Origin of the sequence: Streptomyces sp. NPDC048718, from assembly GCF_043198875.1 — a bacterium.
Classification (GTDB): Bacteria; Actinomycetota; Actinomycetes; order Streptomycetales; family Streptomycetaceae; genus Streptomyces.
Map to the genome: position 1 here is coordinate 162,761 of NZ_JBICVG010000007.1, position 18,012 is coordinate 180,772.

Annotated in this window: 16 protein-coding genes, 1 tRNA gene and 1 pseudogene; 11 read left to right on the forward strand and 7 right to left on the reverse strand. The window is 71.6% G+C overall.

Annotated elements, in window-relative coordinates:
- Positions 1 to 132: 132 nt before the first annotated feature.
- The 3 genes from ACGFRB_RS15425 to ACGFRB_RS15435 all read left to right on the forward strand — a co-directional run bounded on the left by ACGFRB_RS15425 (position 133) and on the right by ACGFRB_RS15435 (position 2,758).
- Positions 133 to 972: a class I SAM-dependent methyltransferase gene (locus ACGFRB_RS15425; protein ID WP_393243308.1), complete on the forward strand. Its 840-nt coding sequence runs from the start codon at positions 133 to 135 to the stop codon at positions 970 to 972.
- Positions 973 to 1,228: 256 nt separating this feature from the next.
- On the forward strand, positions 1,229 to 1,525 hold the full coding sequence (locus ACGFRB_RS15430; protein ID WP_393243310.1) for a hypothetical protein: 297 nt from the start codon (positions 1,229 to 1,231) through the stop codon (positions 1,523 to 1,525).
- A 6-nt stretch (positions 1,526 to 1,531) separates the two neighbouring features.
- Positions 1,532 to 2,758 (forward strand): glutathionylspermidine synthase family protein, encoded by a 1,227-nt coding sequence (locus ACGFRB_RS15435; protein ID WP_393243312.1) that lies wholly within the window; start codon positions 1,532 to 1,534, stop codon positions 2,756 to 2,758.
- Positions 2,759 to 2,814: 56 nt separating this feature from the next.
- Here the strand turns inward: ACGFRB_RS15435 and rocD are convergent, their stop codons facing one another.
- Positions 2,815 to 4,023 carry an ornithine--oxo-acid transaminase gene (gene rocD, locus ACGFRB_RS15440; RefSeq protein WP_393243314.1) on the reverse strand — a complete coding sequence of 403 codons (1,209 nt, stop codon included), beginning with the start codon at positions 4,021 to 4,023 and terminating at the stop codon, positions 2,815 to 2,817.
- 227 nt (positions 4,024 to 4,250) lie between these two features.
- Between rocD and trpS the strand changes: the two genes are divergently transcribed.
- Together trpS and ACGFRB_RS15450 are read left to right on the forward strand one after the other, a co-directional pair.
- Positions 4,251 to 5,264, forward strand: coding sequence for a tryptophan--tRNA ligase (gene trpS, locus ACGFRB_RS15445; protein ID WP_363006749.1), 1,014 nt, complete (start codon positions 4,251 to 4,253; stop codon positions 5,262 to 5,264).
- A 336-nt stretch (positions 5,265 to 5,600) separates the two neighbouring features.
- Positions 5,601 to 6,191 carry a 2'-5' RNA ligase family protein gene (locus ACGFRB_RS15450; RefSeq protein ID WP_363006751.1) on the forward strand — a complete coding sequence of 197 codons (591 nt, stop codon included), beginning with the start codon at positions 5,601 to 5,603 and terminating at the stop codon, positions 6,189 to 6,191.
- 99 nt (positions 6,192 to 6,290) lie between these two features.
- Here ACGFRB_RS15450 and ACGFRB_RS15455 read toward each other — a convergent pair whose 3' ends face one another.
- Positions 6,291 to 7,103, reverse strand: coding sequence for a decaprenylphospho-beta-D-erythro-pentofuranosid-2-ulose 2-reductase (locus ACGFRB_RS15455; RefSeq protein WP_393243654.1), 813 nt, complete (start codon positions 7,101 to 7,103; stop codon positions 6,291 to 6,293).
- A 151-nt stretch (positions 7,104 to 7,254) separates the two neighbouring features.
- A complete protein-coding gene (locus ACGFRB_RS15460; protein WP_393243317.1) occupies positions 7,255 to 8,769 on the reverse strand; it encodes an FAD-binding protein in 1,515 nt (504 codons plus the stop codon).
- A 264-nt stretch (positions 8,770 to 9,033) separates the two neighbouring features.
- On the opposite strand from ACGFRB_RS15460, the gene ACGFRB_RS15465 reads away from it, so the two are divergent.
- Positions 9,034 to 10,071, forward strand: coding sequence for a YhjD/YihY/BrkB family envelope integrity protein (locus tag ACGFRB_RS15465; protein WP_393243319.1), 1,038 nt, complete (start codon positions 9,034 to 9,036; stop codon positions 10,069 to 10,071).
- Positions 10,072 to 10,420: 349 nt separating this feature from the next.
- Here ACGFRB_RS15465 and ACGFRB_RS15470 read toward each other — a convergent pair.
- Positions 10,421 to 11,383 (reverse strand): annotated as a pseudogene (locus ACGFRB_RS15470) (D-alanyl-D-alanine carboxypeptidase family protein); the annotation flags it as partial.
- Positions 11,384 to 11,710: 327 nt separating this feature from the next.
- Between ACGFRB_RS15470 and ACGFRB_RS15475 the strand changes: the two are divergent.
- Positions 11,711 to 11,947 (forward strand): SCO4848 family membrane protein, encoded by a 237-nt coding sequence (locus ACGFRB_RS15475; protein WP_363006757.1) that lies wholly within the window; start codon positions 11,711 to 11,713, stop codon positions 11,945 to 11,947.
- Positions 11,948 to 12,166: 219 nt separating this feature from the next.
- Here ACGFRB_RS15475 and ACGFRB_RS15480 read toward each other — a convergent pair whose 3' ends face one another.
- Together ACGFRB_RS15480 and ACGFRB_RS15485 are read right to left on the reverse strand one after the other, a co-directional pair.
- Positions 12,167 to 12,397 (reverse strand): hypothetical protein, encoded by a 231-nt coding sequence (locus ACGFRB_RS15480; protein WP_393243321.1) that lies wholly within the window; start codon positions 12,395 to 12,397, stop codon positions 12,167 to 12,169.
- A gap of 6 nt (positions 12,398 to 12,403) precedes the next feature.
- Positions 12,404 to 12,592, reverse strand: a complete 189-nt coding sequence (locus tag ACGFRB_RS15485; protein WP_393243323.1) for a hypothetical protein — start codon at positions 12,590 to 12,592, stop codon at positions 12,404 to 12,406.
- Positions 12,593 to 12,737: 145 nt separating this feature from the next.
- Here ACGFRB_RS15485 and ACGFRB_RS15490 point away from each other — a divergent pair, with 145 nt between their 5' ends.
- Positions 12,738 to 13,931 carry a helix-turn-helix domain-containing protein gene (locus tag ACGFRB_RS15490; RefSeq protein ID WP_393243325.1) on the forward strand — a complete coding sequence of 398 codons (1,194 nt, stop codon included), beginning with the start codon at positions 12,738 to 12,740 and terminating at the stop codon, positions 13,929 to 13,931.
- Between the two features lie 207 nt (positions 13,932 to 14,138).
- On the opposite strand, the gene ACGFRB_RS15495 is transcribed toward ACGFRB_RS15490, so the two are convergent.
- Positions 14,139 to 14,212: transfer RNA gene (locus ACGFRB_RS15495), tRNA-OTHER, on the reverse strand.
- A gap of 58 nt (positions 14,213 to 14,270) precedes the next feature.
- On the opposite strand from ACGFRB_RS15495, the gene ACGFRB_RS15500 reads away from it, so the two are divergent.
- From ACGFRB_RS15500 to ACGFRB_RS15510, 3 genes are all read left to right on the forward strand, one after another.
- Complete coding sequence (locus tag ACGFRB_RS15500; RefSeq protein WP_363006765.1) at positions 14,271 to 14,567, forward strand: hypothetical protein; 297 nt, start codon at positions 14,271 to 14,273, stop codon at positions 14,565 to 14,567.
- Positions 14,568 to 14,790: 223 nt separating this feature from the next.
- Positions 14,791 to 16,170 (forward strand): metallophosphoesterase, encoded by a 1,380-nt coding sequence (locus ACGFRB_RS15505; protein WP_393243656.1) that lies wholly within the window; start codon positions 14,791 to 14,793, stop codon positions 16,168 to 16,170.
- A gap of 276 nt (positions 16,171 to 16,446) precedes the next feature.
- Positions 16,447 to 18,006, forward strand: coding sequence for an ABC transporter substrate-binding protein (locus tag ACGFRB_RS15510; RefSeq protein ID WP_393243327.1), 1,560 nt, complete (start codon positions 16,447 to 16,449; stop codon positions 18,004 to 18,006).
- Positions 18,007 to 18,012: the final 6 nt, after the last annotated feature.

Consider the following 18,012-nt stretch of genomic DNA (forward strand, 5'->3'; position numbering starts at 1 on the left):
GATGACGTGACGGCGCTCCAGCGTCCGGCATGGTGACTCCGTCGCCTGGAACCGCGACGGGCGAAGGCGCCCGGACGGGGGTGCCGGCCGGGGGCCCGGCGCGGGCGCCGGGCCCGACGAGTGGAGTCGCGTATGACCACACATCGACGTACGTCCGACCCGGGTGCGGTCGGACCCGGCGAAGCTCGCGAGGGGTACGCCGACGTGCTGACGCACCGGCACCCCGAGGAGAGGGCCCGACTCGACGCCCTGAGCCGCGCCTTCGACCCGCAGACCCGGCGGCGGCTGGAAGCCGCCGCGATCGCTCCCGACTGGTCCTGTCTGGAGATCGGCGCCGGCGCCGGAACCATCGCCCACTGGCTGGCCGCGCGTTGTCACCGGGGGCGGGTCACCGCGACCGACCTGGATGTGACGCTGATCCACGAACCGGTGTCGGCCCCTCTCACGGTGCGGGTGCACGATGTCACGAAGGACACCTTCCCGGAAGGCTCCTTCGAGCTGATCCACGCGCGCGCCGTGCTCATGCACCTGCCTCAGCGTGAACGGATCACCAAGAGGATGCTGTCGTGGCTGGCCCCGGGCGGTGTACTCCTGGTGGAGGACCTCGTCCACTTCCCTCGTCACGGATTGCCCGCGTCCTCCCCGCTCAGGCGGGTCATCGACGCTTGGTGGACGTTCCTTGCCGCATCCTTCGGAATGGACGACACCTGGGGCGTGCGGGCGGCGGCCGTCATGCGCGACGCCGGCTATGAGAACGTACGGTCCGAGGCGGACCTTCCCGTCTTCCACGCCGGGTCACCGATCGCCGAGTTCTCCCGGCTGACCATCCAGGCGATCGCCCCCAGGCTTGTCGGCGCCGGACTGCTCGGCGAGGCTGACGTGCGCGCCGGTCTGGAGGAGATCGACGACCCCGGCCATCTCTCCTTCCCCATCGCCGTCGTCGCCACCTTCGGACACCGCCCCGCGAGCTGAGGAGCCCGCTCGGCGCCGACACGACGGCAGCGCCCATGCTCACCAGGTCCTGAACGGCCGCCTCGGCCTCGCGTACGGACCGAACGGACCGAACGGACCCAACGGATCGGCCGCCTCCGGTGCCCGGGAACGCCCGGGTGGCACGAAAGCGACGCCCGCCCCTCCCGGCGGACCGGCCGCCCCGGGCATGGGCGGCGGGACGCCCCCGGCCTACACTGTGCGCTCGCGACCACGCGACGGGGAGGGGCGGAACAGCATGCGCAGACTGAGGTCCAGCGCGGTGGTACTCGGCGGGGTGGGCGTGCTCGCCGCGGCACTCACGGCATGCGGCTCGGAGCCGGACGAGCGGTGCGTCGACCCCGTGACGTACAAGGAACTCCCCGACTACAAGTGCCACGACGGCAAGGGAAGCAGCTCCAGCGGCTCCAGCAGCAGCGGCCGCTACTACTACGGCGGCTCGGTCCGAGGCGGCACGGTCAGCGGCGGCGATTTCGACAAGTCGTCCGTGTCCAGGGGCGGTTTCGGCGGTCACTCCTCCTCGTCCGGCGGCTGACCTCGCATGCGGCGCCACACCATCGAGCCCCGCCCCGACTGGCAGCGCACGGTCGAGGAACAGGGCCTGATCTACCCCCTGACCCGCCACCCCGACGGCTCCCTGCGCCCCTACTGGGACGAGAGCGCCTACTACTCCTTCAGCCTGCCCGAGGTGGAGGCGCTGGAGGAGGTCGTCGAGGAACTGCACGCCATGTGCCTGGGCGCGGCGGCGCACATCGTCGAGCAGGACCGTTTCGCCGACCTCGGCATCACCGACCCCAGGGTCGTCGCCCGGGTCGCCGAGTCCTGGCACCGCAGGGCCGAACTCCCCACCCTCTACGGCCGGTTCGATCTCTGCTACGACGGTACGGGTCCGGCCAAGATGCTGGAGTACAACGCCGACACCCCCACCTCTCTGGTGGAGGCCGCGAGCCCGCAGTGGTTCTGGATGGAGGAACGGTTCCCCGGCGCCGACCAGTGGAACTCCCTCCACGAACGGCTCGTCGACGCCTGGCGCCGCCAGGCCCACCTGCTGCCGCCCGGCAGCCCCGTCCACTTCGCCCACTCCGACGCCGACGAACTCGGCGAGGACCTGATGACGGTGGCGTACCTGCGCGAGACCGCCCAGCAGGCCGGCCTCCACACCGAGGCGCTGTCGGTCGAGCGGATCGGCTGGGACCGGATCAGCGGACGGTTCGTCGACGAGCGGCTGCGCTACATCCGCGCCTGCTTCAAGCTCTACCCGTGGGAATGGCTGACCACGGACACCTTCGGCCCGCACGTCCTCGACACCCTCGACAACGGCGGCGGCACCGGCAGCACCTGCTGGATCGAACCGGCGTGGAAGATGCTGCTCTCCAACAAGGCGCTTCTCGCGATCCTGTGGGAGCTGCACCCCGGCCACCCGAACCTGCTCCCCGCCTACCTCGACGGCCCGCGCGAACTCGCCACGACGACGGGATGGGCGGCGAAGCCGCTGCTCGGCCGCGAGGGCGAGGGCGTCACCCTGCACGAACCGGAGCCGGGGCCGGAGCCGGGGCCGGGGCCGGGGCCGGGGCCGGGTGGCGTCCCGCCCGTACGCACCGAACCCTGCTGCTACCAGGCGCTGTCCCCGCTGCCCGACTTCGACGGCAACCGGGTCGTGCTCGGCGCGTGGACGGTCGGCGACGAGGCGGCGGGGCTCGGCATCCGGGAGTCGTCGGGACCGATCACGGACGGGTACGCGCGCTTCATCCCGCACGTCATCCTCTGAGCCGTACGGGGAGGGGCGGGCCGGCGCCCGCGCCCCCTCCACAGGCCTCCGGGCCGTCAGCCCTCCGCCAACACCACCCGCAGCTGCTCAAGCCCCCAGTCCAGGTCCTCCTTGGAGATCACCAGCGGCGGCGCGATCCGGATCGTCGACCCGTGCGTGTCCTTCACCAGCACGTCCCGCGCCATCAGCCGCTCCGAGATCTCCCGGCCCGTGCCGTGCGACGGCGCGATGTCGATCCCCGCCCACAGCCCGCGCCCGCGCACCGCCTCCACGGTCCCGGCGCCCAGCAGCGTCGCCAGCTCGGCGTGCAGATGCTCGCCCAGCTCCGTCGCCCGCTGCTGGTACTCGCCCGTCCGCAGCATCGCGACCACCTCCAGGCCCACCGCGCAGGCCAGCGGATTGCCGCCGAACGTCGAGCCGTGCTCGCCGGGCCGGAACACCCCGAGCACGTCGCGGTCCGCGACCACCGCCGACACCGGCACCACACCGCCGCCCAGCGCCTTGCCCAGGATGTACACGTCCGGCACCACGCCCTCGTGCTCGCACGCGAACGTCCGCCCCGTCCGGCCCAGACCCGACTGGATCTCGTCCGCCATGAACAGCACGTTCCGCCGGGCCGTGAGCTCCCGCACCCCGCGCAGATACCCGTCCGGCGGCACCAGCACCCCGGCCTCGCCCTGGATCGGCTCGATCAGCACGGCCACCGTGTTCTCCGTGACCGCCGTCTCCATCGCGGTCAGGTCCCCGTACGGCACGATCTCGAAGCCCGGCGTGTACGGACCGTAGTGGTCACGGGCCTCGTGGTCCGTGGAGAAGCTGACGATCGTCGTCGTCCGGCCGTGGAAGTTGTTGGCCGCGACCACGATCTTCGCGTGCCCGTCCGGCACGCCCTTCACCTCGTACCCCCACTTGCGGGCGGTCTTCACGGCGGTCTCCACCGCTTCCGCGCCCGTGTTCATGGGCAGCACCATCTCCTTGCCGCACAGCTCCGCGAGCTGCCCGCAGAACTCCGCGAACCGGTCGTGCTGGAACGCGCGCGACGTCAGCGTCACCCGCTCCAGCTGCGCCTTCGCCGCGTCGAGCAGCCGGCGATTGCCGTGCCCGAAGTTGAGCGCCGAGTACCCGGCGAGCATGTCGAGGAACCGGCGTCCCTCGACATCGGTCATCCAGGCGCCCTCGGCGGAGGCGACGACCACGGGCAGGGGGTGGTAGTTGTGCGCGCTGTGCGCGTCGGCGGCGGCGAGCTCGTCTTGCGTCCTCGACACGGGGTCTCCGTTCGTCGTGAAGCCAGGGGCAGGTTGTGGCACCCCGTTCTTATCGTCGCTCGCTCGCGGGACGAAGAAACCTGGGCGTCGCGTCGCGAGGAGATCCGGAGGCGGTGGGTACGGGGGACCCGGGCCCGTGCGCGTCCGCCCGGAGGTCGCTCCCAGGCTCGATCCCGCCCCCGCTCCCGCGTCCGGAGGCGGGGTGCGTACCTGAGACAATGAGAGGCATGGCCTCTGAACGTCTCCGTGTGCTCTCCGGAATCCAGCCCACCGCAGGCTCGTTCCACCTCGGCAACTACCTCGGTGCGGTACGTCAGTGGGTCGCGCTGCAGGAGTCCCACGACGCCTTCTACATGGTGGTGGACCTGCACGCGATCACGGTTCCGCAGGACCCCGCCGAGCTGCGCGCCAATACCCGGCTCGCCACCGCCCAGCTGCTCGCCGCCGGCGTCGACCCGGACCGCTGCACCCTCTTCGTCCAGAGCCACGTGGCCGAGCACGCCCAGCTGGCCTGGGTCATGAACTGCCTCACCGGCTTCGGCGAGGCCTCCCGCATGACCCAGTTCAAGGACAAGTCCGCTCGTCACGGCGCCGACCGCACCACCGTCGGTCTCTTCACGTACCCGGTCCTCCAGGTCGCGGACATCCTGCTCTACCAGGCGAACCAGGTCCCGGTCGGCGAGGACCAGCGCCAGCACATCGAGCTGACGCGCGACATCGCCGAGCGCTTCAACACGCGCTTCGGCGACACCTTCACGATCCCCGAGGCGTACATCCTCAAGGAGACCGCGAAGATCTACGACCTGCAGGACCCGACGATCAAGATGAGCAAGTCGGCCTCCAGCCCCAAGGGTCTGATCAACCTGCTCGACGACCCGAAGGCCACCGCGAAGAAGGTCAAGAGCGCGGTCACCGACACCGACACGGTGATCCGTTACGACCCGGTGGAGAAGGCCGGCGTCTCCAACCTGCTCACCATCATGTCCGTGCTCACCGACACGTCGATCCCCGACCTGGAGAAGAGCTACGAGGGCAAGATGTACGGCGCCCTGAAGACCGACCTGGCCGAGGTCATGGTGGACTTCGTCACGCCGTTCAGGACCCGTACCCAGGAATACCTGGACGACCCGGAGACGCTGGACAAGATCCTGGCCAAGGGCGCGGAGAAGGCGCGGACCGTCGCCGCCGAGACGCTGGCGCGGACGTACGACGAGATCGGCTTCCTGCCCGCCCGCCACTGAGCGGACCGGTAACGGGCCGGGCCCCGGCGAGACGGGTCCCCGGCCCGCCGCCGGTGCCCGGCGCGGACCGGCGGCCTGGAGTCCAAGGACCCTGGCCAGGAGGGCGGTGCAGGACGCACACTGGCGACTGACCGCACCGCCCGGATCCGGACCGGCTTCGATCTGATCCGATGCGATCCGATCCGATCCGGTTCGATCCGATGCGCCGGCCGTGCCGCCCGATCGCCTCACCCGATCGCACCGCCCGGACCCGAACCGGCCGCCGGCGGACGAGGGACGGCGGACAATGGACGGCGGACGACGTACGACGGACTACCGAGGAGCGAGGAGAACGACGTGGGGACCGTAACGCTCGGCGTTTCGATCGCGGTCCCGGAGCCTCACGGCAGCCTGCTCCAGGAGCGGCGCGCGGGCTTCGGGGATCCCGCCGCGTACGGCATTCCCACCCACGTCACCCTGCTCCCGCCGACCGAGGTGGACACCGGTCTGCTGCCCGCGATCGAGGCGCACCTGGGCGGCGTCGCGGCGCTCAGCGACCCTTTCCGCATGCGTCTGGAGGGCACCGGCACGTTCCGTCCGGTGTCCCCGGTCGTCTATGTGCGGCTCGCGGAAGGGGCCGGCGACTGCGACCTGCTCCAGCGGCGGATCCGGGACGAGGCCGGGCCCGTGCCGCGCGAGCTGCAGTTCCCGTACCACCCGCACGTCACCGTCGCCCACGCCATCGCCGAGGAGGCGATGGACCGCGCCTTCGCGGAACTGTCCGGGTACGAGGCGGCATGGACCTGCCGTTCCTTCGCGCTGTACGAGCAGGGCGCGGACGCGGTGTGGCGGAAGCTGTACGACTACGAGTTCGGCAGCGGGCGGGCGATCACCGCCGTCCCGGCGCAGGGCGGCAGCCCGATCGACGCGCCCCGCACGATGTGCTGATCACGGTGCGGCCGGTCCCGTGAGTACGGCCGGCTGATCATCGGGGCATATGCCGTTTTGGCCCGTCGCTCCTTCGGTCCCGGGCCGCCCCTCCCGCCGTCACACCGGCAGGCGCCGGAACAGCGGGCGTGGCATATGCCGTACCGCCGTCATCACCGCCCGCAGTGCCCCCGGCACCCACACCGTCTCCGAGTGGCGCCGTAGCCCCAGCTCGATCGCCGTCGCGACCGCCTCCGGGGTGGTCGCGAGCACGGTGTCCGCCGAGCCGTTCCCCGCGTCCCCCGCGTTCCCCGCCTGCCCTGATGCCCCCGGCCGCCCGGCCCCCGCCGCCGTGTGCGTACGGACGGCTCCGGGGCGTACGACCATCACGTGCACGCCCGTGCCGTACAGCGCGTCCCCCAGGCCCTGCGCGAAGGCGTCCAGGCCGGCCTTGGAGGAGCCGTAGATGAAGTCGGCCCGCCGGGCCCGCTCGCCGGCCACCGACGACAGCACCACCAGCGCGCCGTGCCCCTGCGCCTGGAGCGCCTGCGCGCAGACCAGGCCGGCCGAGACGGCGCCCGTGTAGTTGGTCTGCGCGACCCGGACGGCGGCGAGCGGGTCGGACTCGTCGCGCGCCTGGTCGCCGGGGATGCCGAACGCCAGCAGCACCATGTCGACGTCGCCCTCGGCGAAGACCTTGCCGAGCCGTTCCGCGTGGGACTCGGGGTCCAGGGCGTCGAAGGGCACGGTGTGGACGTCGGCACCGAGCGCGCGCAGCGAGTCGGCGGCGTCGGTGAGGGCGGGGGAGGGGCGGCCGGCCAGCCACACCGTACGGGTGCGGCGGGCGATCAGCCGGCGGGCGGTGGCCAGGCCGATCGCGGAGGTACCGCCGAGGACGAGCAGGGACTGGGGTGCGCCGAAGGCGTCCTTCATGGCGTTCACGCTCCTGGCGGAAGGCCGCCGAAGAGACGGACGGCCGAAGACGGACGGGGGAGACAGCCGGGCGGAGGTCGGGGCAGGGGGCAGAGGTCGGGGCAGGGGGCGGTGATCAGGGCAGGGGGCGGTGATCAGGGCCGGGGCGGGCTCAGAGGCCGAGACGGCGGGCGAGGTCGGAGACGAAGACCGCGCCCGGGTCGAGCGCGGCGCGCAGTTCGCGGAAGGCGCCGAGCCCCGGATACATCGACTCCACGAGGTCGGGGCGCAGCCGCGCGTCCTCGGCGAGCCGGACCCGGCCGCCGGCCGCCGCGATCTCCTCGTCCAGCGTGTCGAGGAAGCCGCCGAGGCCGTCGTGTGACGCCGGGAGGTCGACGGCGAGTGTCCAGCCGGGCAGGGGGAACGACAGCAGGCCGGGCCCGGTCTCGCCGAACCGTTTCAGTACGCCGGGGGACCTCGCGCAGCCGCGCGCCGCGATCCGCCCCACCACCCGGCGCAGCGTCTCCTCGTGGCCGTGCCCGACGGCGAACTCGTACCGCACGAAGCCGCCCCGCCCGCCGTGCGGGAAGCCGTCGCGCGGGTGGAGGAACGAGGCGAGCGACCGGAACCGGCCCGTCGCCCCCGCGTCCGCGCTCATAGCGCGAGCACGGAGATCGTCGATCAGGGCGGCGACGCTCCATCCCGGCAGCCCCGGCAGCCCCGGCAGCCCGTCGGGTCCGGACCAGGGGGCGGCGAGCGGCGTGCGGCGGGCGCGCGCGGGCAGGGCCTCGCGAGGGGTGTGGTCGGCCCGGGTGAGGACGGCGCGGCCGGTCGCCGCCCCGCGCGCGAGGAGGTCGACCCGGGCGGCGGTGTAGCGGTGCCGGTGGCCGGGGTCGGGGTCGGTGAACCGGGCCAGCAGGTCGTCGAAGCCGCCGGCCCGTTCGGTGGCCACGGTCACCAGGGCCGTCTCGACGGGCAGCAGCCGCAGCGTGACGGAGAGGATCACGCCGGTCAGGCCCAGGCCGCCGGTGGTGGCGTCGAAGAGCGGCATGCCGGGGACGACCGTATGGGTCTGCCCGTCGGCGGTGAGCAGGTCGAGCGAGACGACATGCCGGGAGAAGGAGCCGGAGCCGGGGTGGTTCGCGCCGTGGACGTCGGCGGCGACGGCGCCGCCGACCGTGGCATGGCGGGTGGCGGGGGCCACCGGCACACACCAGCCGAGCGGCAGCACCGCCCGCGCCAGCCGGTAGAGGCCGGTGCCCGCATCGCAGACGACGACCCCGGCGACCGCGTCGACGGCGCGGATCCGGGCGAGCCGGGTCAGATCGAGGACCGTGCCGCCGGCGTTCTGGGCGGCGTCCCCGTGGGCCCGGCCGAGACCGCGCGCGATCGCCCCGCGCGTGCCGTGGCCGTACGACAGGACGGCCGCGGCGGTCTCCTCGTACGTCCGGGGGCGGAGCACGTAGGCGAGGCTGGGGGCGGTGCGGCCCCGCCCGGTGAGGATCTCGAAGTCGGCGTCGACGTCGGTGCCGGCACCCGGTAGCCCGGCCGGAGGATCGTCCGTAGAGCTGCCGGGAGCGCCGTCCGGGGTGCCGTCCACGAGGGGGACGGGAACGGGAACGGGCGCGACGGGGGCGGACGCGGGTGTGGGTGTGGGTGCGGGCGCGACGGCGGTCTCGGCTGCCATGGAGGTGACCGTATAGCCGGGAGTGTCGCTTATGCGGTGATTGGCAGGCGGTTCGTCGAAATGGGTGATGAAACGAAGGTCGGGAAAGCGGCCCGCCGCGCCCGACGCCCTCGCCCCTGCCCTCCCCTTCCGGGTCCCCGCCCCGACCGGCCGACACGGCGTCAGAACCGGGCGCGCCCAGGGCAGTCGTATGCGATCTGCGATTCTGGGGGCCCGGATGTCGGTGCTCCGGATCTCCGTCCCCGAGGAAGAGACGCGTACGCGATGGACTGGCTGACCAAGCTCCCCGTCGTCGGCCCCTGGGTCGTACGGCTGATGCGAACCCATGCGTGGCGCGCGTACGAACGCCTCGACGCCGTCCACTGGAGCCGGCTCGCCGCCGCCATCACCTTCCTCAGCTTTCTGGCCCTCTTCCCCCTGATCACGGTCGGGGCCGCCATCGGGGCCGCGCTGCTCAGCCCGGAGGGGCTGGCCTCGATCGAGAAGAAGATCACCGATCAGGTGCCGGGCATCTCCGAACAGCTCGACATCGCCGGACTCGTCGCCAACGCGGGCGCGGTCGGCCTGGTCGCCGGTGGTGTGCTGCTCTTCATGGGCATCGGCTGGATCGGGTCCATGCGCGACTGTCTGCGGGCCGTCTGGGAACTCGACGGGGTCGACGAGGGCAACCCGTTCGTCCGCAAGGGCAAGGACGCGATCGTGCTGCTCGGCCTCGGCGGCGTGCTGCTCGGCTCGCTCGCCGCGTCCTGGCTCGGCGCCACCGCCGTCGGCTGGACCGCCGGCCGGCTCGGGATCTCGCACCGCGGAGCGGGCGGGCTGCTCCTCGAAGGGGCCGCGATCCTGGTCGCGATAATCGCCGACTTCCTGATCCTGACGTACGTCCTGACCCTGCTGCCCGGCGTCGAGCCGAGGCGCCGCGACCTGGTCGTCGCGGCGCTGATCGGCTCGGTCGGCTTCGAGCTTCTGAAGCTGCTGCTCGGCGGCTATATGAAGGGCGTCGCGGCGAAGTCCATGTACGGGGCCTTCGGCGTGCCCGTCGCCCTGCTGCTGTGGATCAACTTCATGGCGAAACTGCTGCTGTTCTGCGCCGCCTGGACGGCGACCGGGGGCGACGGGGCGGAGCGGCCCGCCGTCAGGGATTCACGTCCTCGTCGGCCGGAGGAGCCGTCCGGGAGGACCGAGACGACCGAGCGGACCGGGAAGGCCGGGAAGAGCGGGAAGAGCGGGAACCGGCCGGGGGACCTGCCGGGGAAGCGGCCCGGGAACGCCGGGCCCCACTCGCCGCCGGCCACCGCCGGTTGACCAGGAACGCGCCGCCCGCGATCAGTACGAGCGCACCGCCCACCACGCCCAGCGCGATGCCGGCACCCCCGTCCGAGTCCTCGGCGGCGGCCGCGGCCGCCGCGGCCGCCTGCTGCGCCGCCGTGCCGCCCGTCCCGTTCGTGGACGCTCCCGTGCCCGTGCCCTCCTTCACCACGGCCGACGCCGGCGGCACCAGCTCGCCGACCGGCTTCACCTTCCCGTAGGCCGCGAAGCCCCAGTCGAGCAGCCGCGCGGCCTCCTTGTAGACGGCGTGGCTCTCCTTCGACGACGGGTTCATGACGGTGACGAGCAGCTTCCGCCCGTCGCGCTCCGCGACCCCGGTGAAGGTCGCCCCCGCGTGCGTGGTGTTGCCGTTCTTCACCCCCGCGATGCCCGGGTAGGGCGCCACGTCGAGGTCACCGGTCAGCAGCCGGTTGGTGTTCTGGATCTCGAAGGTCGCGCGCTTCTTCTCGCCCTTCTTCTGCTCGCCCGGGAACTGTGTGCGGGCGGTGGCGGCGTACTTGCGGAAGTCGGGCTTCTGCATGCCGCTGCGGGCGATGAGAGTCAGGTCGTACGCGGAGGACAGCTGGCCGCTCTGGTCGTAGCCGTCCGGCGACTTGACCGTGGTGTCCAGCGCCTGGAGTTCGATGGCGTGTGCCTGCATCTGGTCGACGGTCTGGTCCACCCCGCCGTTCATGGCGGACAGCACGTGCACGGCGTCGTTCCCGGAGCGCAGGAAGACCCCCAGCCACAGGTCCTGGACGCTGTAGGTCTGGTTCTCCTTGATGCCGACCAGGCTGGAGCCTTCGCCCACGCCGGCCAGGTCGGCCGGTGTGACGGTGTGGTTCTCCGTCGGGGCGAACTTCGGCAGCAGCGTGTCCGCGAACAGCATCTTCAGGGTCGACGCGGGGGCCAGCCGCCAGTGCGCGTTGTTGGCGGCGAGCACCTGACCGCTCTCGGCGTCCGCCACGATCCACGACCGCCCGCTCACGTCCTTGGGCAGCACCGGCGCGCCCGGCAGCAACTGCACCTGGGCGCCGGGGCGGGACAGCACCTCGCCGCCCACCTTCGACATCATCGCGGGTGGCTTCGGCTGCTCCGGTCCCTTGTCCTTGCCGTCCGCGTGCGCGGGGGCGACGGCGAGGAAGGGGAGGAGGGAAACGGCGACACCGACCGTCAATGCGACCTTCGCGGTCATCTTCGATACCAGCACGATCGAGAACGTACATCCCCGAAACCCGGATCCGGACCACGCGGCCCGGTTCGTCCAGGCTCGTCCACTCGTATTCCTGGAGGCTGATGTCGCGCGCATCCCGATTCCTGCCGTCGTCGGTGAAGAAGGCGGCAGACCGGGGCGGCCGTCCGCACATACAAGGACGACAATCAGCCCGCCCGGGATCCGGGCCGGGCGCGGTGAACGGGTGAATTCGGCCGGGTGTCACGGGGCGGTGGCGCGGGCCGGTGGTACGGACCCGTGTCCCGGCCCGGCGGTACGGCCCGGCGCCACGGGCCGGTGTCACGGGCCGGTGTCAGGGGCCCGGCGTCGCGGGCGTCACTTCCAGGCGGACCCTGCCGCAAGATCGCCCCGGCCCCGTTCGATACTGGCAGGGCACGGCCACCCCACTCCGAAGGGCACCCCATGAAGCTCAGCCGCCGCGTCTCCTGGTTCCTGCTCGCGTTCGGCGTCTGGTCCTGGGTGATCTGGGTGACCTTCGCCAAGAACTTGTGGAAGGACGGGAGCGGCCTCGCCTTCGACGACGCGGGCGACCCGACCGCGTACTTCTGGGTCCACCTGCTGCTCGCGATCACCTCCTTCATCCTCGGAACGGCCATCGGTGTCATCGGCCTCCGGGGCGTCCGGGCGAGCAGGAAGTAGAGTCCCCGCCCATGTGCCACAGGACAAAGGGACCCGGTACAACCTGAACTCCCCAGTGCAGGGCCGTACCGGGTCGGACCGGCCCGGTGGAGACCATCACGAAGCCACCGGACCGGGGCTTTGGCGCCCCGCCCACTCCCCGGCTCGGACAAAGCGAGGAATGGGCGGGGCGGGGCCGACTCGACAGGAGAGCCCCACCTCTCGCCGAGCCGGAGTCCGTCAGGTGTCGAGCCGGCGTACGACCGCCACGTCCGTCCACTCGCGGGCGAAGGTGGTGTGCGTGGCGTTCAGGCCCGTGTGGGTCATGATCGCGTCGCTGGCGGCGTCGAAGTCGGGGGAGGGTGCCAACGTCCATCCGCAGCCGGGCGTCAGGCAGTGGGCCGCCATGGCCGCTTCGCTCTCCGGAGCCGCCGCGATCTTGTGCGCGGCGAACTGGAACACCGTCGTCATGTTCCCTCAGATAGCCGAGGGAAGCCGCTGACCGTGCGCGTTCAGCATGTGGCGCCGGTAGAGGGCTCGGGCGTCGACCTCCGCCGAGAAGTCCCCTCTCTTCCTGGCCTGATCCTGCCGCTTGCACAGCGTCTCGCAGATGGCGCACAAGATCGGCCGTGCGTCGTCGATATCGGCATCAGGTGTGAGGCTCATTCCGGGCCCTCCTCGGTGCGTCGTCCAACTGGCACTTAGTCAACGCGAGCCGATCAAGATCAGTTAACACAAAAGTGCCACATGGCCCTTGCCTTTCAAGGGAGTTGGGGTGGCGGCACGTAGAGCGGCGTGGAGAATTGGCCACATGAGCGATTCAGCGCCCACCGCCGGACAGAACATCCAGGTACTGCGGAAAACCCTCGGATGGGGGCAGGAACACCTAGCGCGGCGAATGGGCATCTCGGCGTCGCTCCTCCGCAAGATCGAAGACGGCACGCGCACGGCCACCCCCCCGACCGTGGCCCAGGCGGCAAAAGCCATGGGTGTCTCGACCGCCCGCATCTACGGAACGCCCTTCAGCGACCCGGGGGAAGCGCAGGGGCTACTCGACGCGCTGCGGCTGACCGTACGTCGCCATACCCTCCCCAGGGAGGACGTGCCCGCACTCGACAAGCTGGCCGCCGGCTTGGCTGAGGCGGCACAACTTCGTGCTGATACACGGTACTTGGAGCTACTGCGTAAGCTGCCGAAGCTCCTGGAACAGGCGTCCGCCGTCGCGCTCCAGGCGGGTGGCGACGCGACGGCTTGGGGGCAGCTCGCGGACCTGTACGGGTGCGCGTACGCGGTGACTCACCGGCTTGGACAAGCCGACCTGTCCGACATGATCGTGAGCCGTCAGCAGTGGGCCGCACAGCGCACGTGGAACCCCGAGGCGGAAGCGGGGGCCGCGTGGAACGAGGCGGGCACGTATCAGTCAGCGGGCGAGTACAGCGACGGACTGGCGATCGTGGACCGGGCGATTGTTCGCTATGAACAAGGCGGCCGGACGGACACTCCAGAGGCGGCCGTAGCCCTCGGCTCGCTGCACCTTCGGGGAGTGGTGCTCGCCAGTCGCGCGAAAGACCACAACGCCTGGGCGGCTCACCACGAGCACGCGAAGGCGTTTGCCGAACGTTTCCCCGGCGGCGACGTGTTGCGCCACAACCTGACCTTCGGTCCCGGGAACACGGCGCTCTACGAGCTGGCCGCACACGTTGAGCTTGGCCGCCCCGACAGGGCATCGGAAATGGCAGAGCCCTTGATGCGAACCCCACCGGCGGGGCTGGGCGCAAGCCGCATCGGCCGACTGTGCATCGACACGGCCCGCGCCCGGCTCGACCTCAACGACATCCGGGGCGCGGAGGCAGCGCTGAAACGCGCCCACGAGGTGGCGCCGCAGATGGCGGAGGTTCACCCGATGGCGCGCGAAGTGCTGCGAGTGCTGTTCATCCTTCATCAGCGATCCCGGCCGGACTTGATCAACCTCGCCAAGCGTTCCGGGCTCATGCCAGAGCTATAGAGGTAGAAGCCGTATGAGCCGAGAACACACGGAAGCCCCGTAGACGACCCGGGATAATGCTCAGGAGCCTACGGGGCTTCTGTGGAGAGGCCGTGCATGGCGAACCTGAACAGCGGGGCGCCGCTCGCACTCCGTGTTCGCAGCATCGGCGATGCGTCGCCGGCCGTGCCCCCTCGATGTCGTCGGCCTGGCGCTCGTCTTCGTTCGCGCCCGCCCCCGGACTCGAACCGGGGAACTCTGCCGATTGGGTACGGCGCACCTCTGCCGTTGGGCCAGCGGGCTTGGACTGTGTCATCGGGTCTTCACTCAAGGTCTCGGCCGAGCGCTACAGTTCGCGCCGTGGACATACCCGACTGGTTCGTCTGGATCGCATTCGGTCTGACTCTCCTTCAGGCATTCGCTCTCGTCCCCCTTGCCCGCCGACTGCGCGGCCCAGACTCCGCACGACGCTCCAAAGCGCGCTTTGACCTCTTGGAGGCCATCGGTGGCCTGTTGATCGTCGGCAGCTTGCCACTTGCGTCGGTGCTAGCTGGCCCGTGGGGCTGGCTTGCCGTCGTTGGCTTTGCGCTCATGGCCACCGTTTACGCCATGAAGGGCATCCGCCTGCTTCGCGCTCGCCGACGCCCGATGACCTGATCCCGAAGACAGACGTCCTCGCCGGCTCGGAGCCGGTCCGGGCAAGGACTGCACGGCCGGGGAGTCCTTCGGGGTGCCCCGGACGTTCCCTGCCAGTATCGGACCGCCCCGCCGGAGCCGGGCGGCGGGGTCTCGCCCCCCGCCGCCCGGCGCTGCCACGGCAGGGGCCGGCCATGGTGTCGTCGACGGAAGAACGCAGAGGGGTGGGCGGAACGTGATCGTGATGTTCCTGCTGGTACTGGTCGTGGTGCTGGGACTGCTGGGGGCGGTCCACTGGTACGTGTGGCGGCGCCTGGTGCGCGATCTGACGCGGCCCCGCACCGCCGCCCGCCGGGCGGGCACCGCCGTGCTGATCGCGCTGCCCCTGACCTCCCTCGGCGCCCTGCTCTCCGGGCGCGGCGGCGCGCCGTTCGTCGTGGAGCAGATCTTCGCCTGGCCCGGGTTCCTGTGGCTCGCGCTGCTGCTGTACGTGACGCTCGCGCTGGCGGTCACCGAACCGCTGCGGCCCCTGCTGCGCCGCGCCCTCGACCGCAAGGCCGCCGGGGGAGCCGGAGCCACCGGGGAAGCCGGGCCCGCCGGGGAGGCGGAAGCGGTGACCCCGGCCCTCGTCCCGGCAGCGGCCCCCGCCTCGCAGGGCTCTTCGGCTCCGGCCGGGGCCGAGGCCACCGGCACGACCGCCCGGACGGCCGCCGGCCCGGCCACGGCACCGGCCCCCGAGCCGCCGGCCACCGCGGAACCGGCCCCCGACAGCCCCGACAGCCCCGACACCCCCGCCCTCTCCCGCCGCCTCTTCGTCAACCGGCTCGTCACCACCTCCGCCGTCGCCGTCGCCGCCGGGACCGTCGGCTACGGGACGTACGGTGTGCTGCGCGGCCCGCGCGTGAAGCGGGTGACGGTGCCGCTGGCGAAGCTGCCGCGCGCCGCGCACGGCTACCGGATCGCCGTCGTCTCGGACATCCACCTCGGCCCGATCCTGGGCCGGGCCCACACCCAGCGGATCGTCGACACGATCAACGCCACCCAGCCCGACCTCGTCGCCGTCGTCGGCGACCTGGTCGACGGCTCCGTGGCCGACCTCGGCCCCGCCGCCGAGCCGCTCGCCCGGCTGACCGCCCGCGACGGCACGTACTTCGTGACCGGCAACCACGAGTACTTCTCGGGCGCCGACGCCTGGGTCGACCACGTCCGCGAACTGGGTCTGCGTCCGCTGCGCAACGCGCGCGTGGAGATCGGCGCCGGATTCGACCTCGCCGGCGTGGACGACGTCGCGGGCAAGAGCCAGGGCCAGGGGCCCGACTTCGACAAGGCGCTCGGCGACCGCGACCCGGCCCGTACGGCCGTCCTCCTCGCGCACCAGCCGATCGTCATCGACGACGCCGTCCGCCACGGCGTCGACCTCCAGCTCTCCGGCCACACCCACGGCGGCCAGCTGTGGCCCGGCAACCTGATCGCCGAACTCGCCAACCCGACCGTCGCCGGGCTCGAACGCTACGGCGACACTCAGCTGTACGTGTCGCGCGGCGCGGGGGCCTGGGGCCCGCCCGTGCGGGTCGGCGCGCCGTCGGACATCACGGTCGTCGAGCTGGCTTCCCGGCAGGCGTGAGGAAACCCCCGCAACGGGGGCGTCGTACCGCGAGACCCCCGTACGGGGTGGTCCCAAATGGGCCGCCCCGTACGGCTGAAGACGGAATATTCCCGCCGGATACGTGCCGCTCAGTCCGCTGAAATCCCCTATCCCTGGACATATGCGCGCCCAAAGAGAACTGACTCTTCCACTTGTGAAAACCGTGTGATGAGATGACGCCACCGCGGCAGGGCAAGGCAGGGGCAGGGAGCCGTCGCGGCAGCGGGGTGGGTACGACAAAAGGAAACACGTCTCATGCGGTCGACGGTCCGTCTGCGCGTCTTGATCACTTGTGGAGTCCTGGTGGCCGCCGGGGTCGGCGGCTGGCAGCTGCTGCCCTCCGACGAGGTACGGGCCGACCCGATCGCCATCGGTACGACGGACGAGGTCACCGCGCTCGACCCGGCCGGCGCCTACGACGTCGGCTCCTGGGCCATGTACAGCAACATCTACCAGTCGCTGCTGACCTTCAAGCCGGGCATCCCGACCCCGGTGCCGGACGCCGCCGAGTCCTGCCGGTTCAGTGGCACGGGGCTCACCACGTACGAGTGCACGCTCCGCGACGACCTCACCTTCTCCAACGGCCGGAAGGTCACCGGCGAGGACGTCCGCTTCTCCTTCGAGCGGATCCTCGCCATCAAGTCGGACGTCGGTCCCTCGTCGCTCTTCCCGACGCTGAAGAGCGTCGTCTCCGAGGGGCGGAAGGTCACGTTCCACCTCCGGGGCCGGGACGCCACCTTCCCGCTGAAGCTCGCCACCGGCGCCGGCTCGATCGTCGACCACAGCACCTACCCGGCCAAGTCGCTGCGCACGGGCGGGACGGTGGACGGCTCCGGGCCGTACCTCCTGAAGGAGTACCACCCCGGCCGGACGGCCACGCTCGAACCGAACCCCCACTACCGGGGCGCCGTCACCCGCGCCGGCCACCCGGTCGAGGTGAAGTACTTCAAGGAGTCCACCGAACTCGCCGCCGCCTGGAAGGACGGCCAAGTCGACGTGACGCACCGGCAGATGCCGCCGGACTTCCTCAACAAGCTGGGCGACGAGACGCAGTCGGGCACCCGCGTCACCGAGGCGGCCAGCGCCGAGACGCGCAATCTCTACTTCAACGTGCGCTCCGGCTCGGTCATGACGGAGAAGGCCGTCCGGCAGGCCATCGCCGCGCTCGTCGACCGCCCGGCCATCGCGACCGGCCCGTACAAGGGGACCGTCGAGCCGCTGTACTCGATCATCCCGCAGGGCTTCAACGGTCACAGCACCGCGTTCTACGACACCGACCCCGAGCCCGACGTCGCCAAGGCGACCCGGCTGCTGCGCGAGGCCGGCATCACCACGCCCGTGCGTTTCACCCTCGGCCACCGCAAGGACGTCACCTACGCCGCCGAGGCCGCCGAGCTGAAGAAGCAGCTGGAGGCGAGCGGGCTGTTCGAGGTCGAGGTGAAGCCGGTGGTGTGGACGGAGTTCCAGAAGGAGTACGCGAAGGGGGCGTTCGACGCGTACACGGTCGGCTGGCTCCCCGACTTCCCCGACTCCGACAACTTCGCGGGCCCGCTCGTCGGCACCGACAACAGCATGCACAACGGGTACTCCAGCGCGACGATCGACTCGCTCGTCGCCGAGACCCAGCGGTACAGCGACCGCCAGGAGGCCACCGCCCACTTCAAGGACTTCCAGACCGAGGTCGCCAAGGACGTACCGCTGGTGCCGCTGTGGCAGAAGAAGGACTTCGTGCTGTCCACGGAGGCCGTCGCGGGCTCGCAGTACCTGACCGACGGCACGGGCATCTGGCGCCTGTGGGAACTCGGCTGGATCTGACCCGAC

Bases quoted from the DNA above. Each gene is read 5' to 3' on its own strand.
- ACGFRB_RS15425 (WP_393243308.1), top strand. From the start codon at position 133: ATGACCACACATCGACGTACGTCCGACCCGGGTGCGGTCGGACCCGGC.
- ACGFRB_RS15430 (WP_393243310.1), top strand. From the start codon at position 1,229: ATGCGCAGACTGAGGTCCAGCGCGGTGGTACTCGGCGGGGTGGGCGTG.
- ACGFRB_RS15435 (WP_393243312.1), top strand. From the start codon at position 1,532: ATGCGGCGCCACACCATCGAGCCCCGCCCCGACTGGCAGCGCACGGTC.
- trpS (WP_363006749.1), top strand. From the start codon at position 4,251: ATGGCCTCTGAACGTCTCCGTGTGCTCTCCGGAATCCAGCCCACCGCA.
- ACGFRB_RS15455 (WP_393243654.1), bottom strand. From the start codon at position 7,103: ATGAAGGACGCCTTCGGCGCACCCCAGTCCCTGCTCGTCCTCGGCGGT.
- ACGFRB_RS15460 (WP_393243317.1), bottom strand. From the start codon at position 8,769: ATGGCAGCCGAGACCGCCGTCGCGCCCGCACCCACACCCACACCCGCG.
- ACGFRB_RS15465 (WP_393243319.1), top strand. From the start codon at position 9,034: ATGGACTGGCTGACCAAGCTCCCCGTCGTCGGCCCCTGGGTCGTACGG.
- ACGFRB_RS15475 (WP_363006757.1), top strand. From the start codon at position 11,711: ATGAAGCTCAGCCGCCGCGTCTCCTGGTTCCTGCTCGCGTTCGGCGTC.
- ACGFRB_RS15480 (WP_393243321.1), bottom strand. From the start codon at position 12,397: ATGACGACGGTGTTCCAGTTCGCCGCGCACAAGATCGCGGCGGCTCCG.
- ACGFRB_RS15485 (WP_393243323.1), bottom strand. From the start codon at position 12,592: ATGAGCCTCACACCTGATGCCGATATCGACGACGCACGGCCGATCTTG.
- ACGFRB_RS15490 (WP_393243325.1), top strand. From the start codon at position 12,738: ATGAGCGATTCAGCGCCCACCGCCGGACAGAACATCCAGGTACTGCGG.
- ACGFRB_RS15505 (WP_393243656.1), top strand. From the start codon at position 14,791: ATGTTCCTGCTGGTACTGGTCGTGGTGCTGGGACTGCTGGGGGCGGTC.
- ACGFRB_RS15510 (WP_393243327.1), top strand. From the start codon at position 16,447: ATGCGGTCGACGGTCCGTCTGCGCGTCTTGATCACTTGTGGAGTCCTG.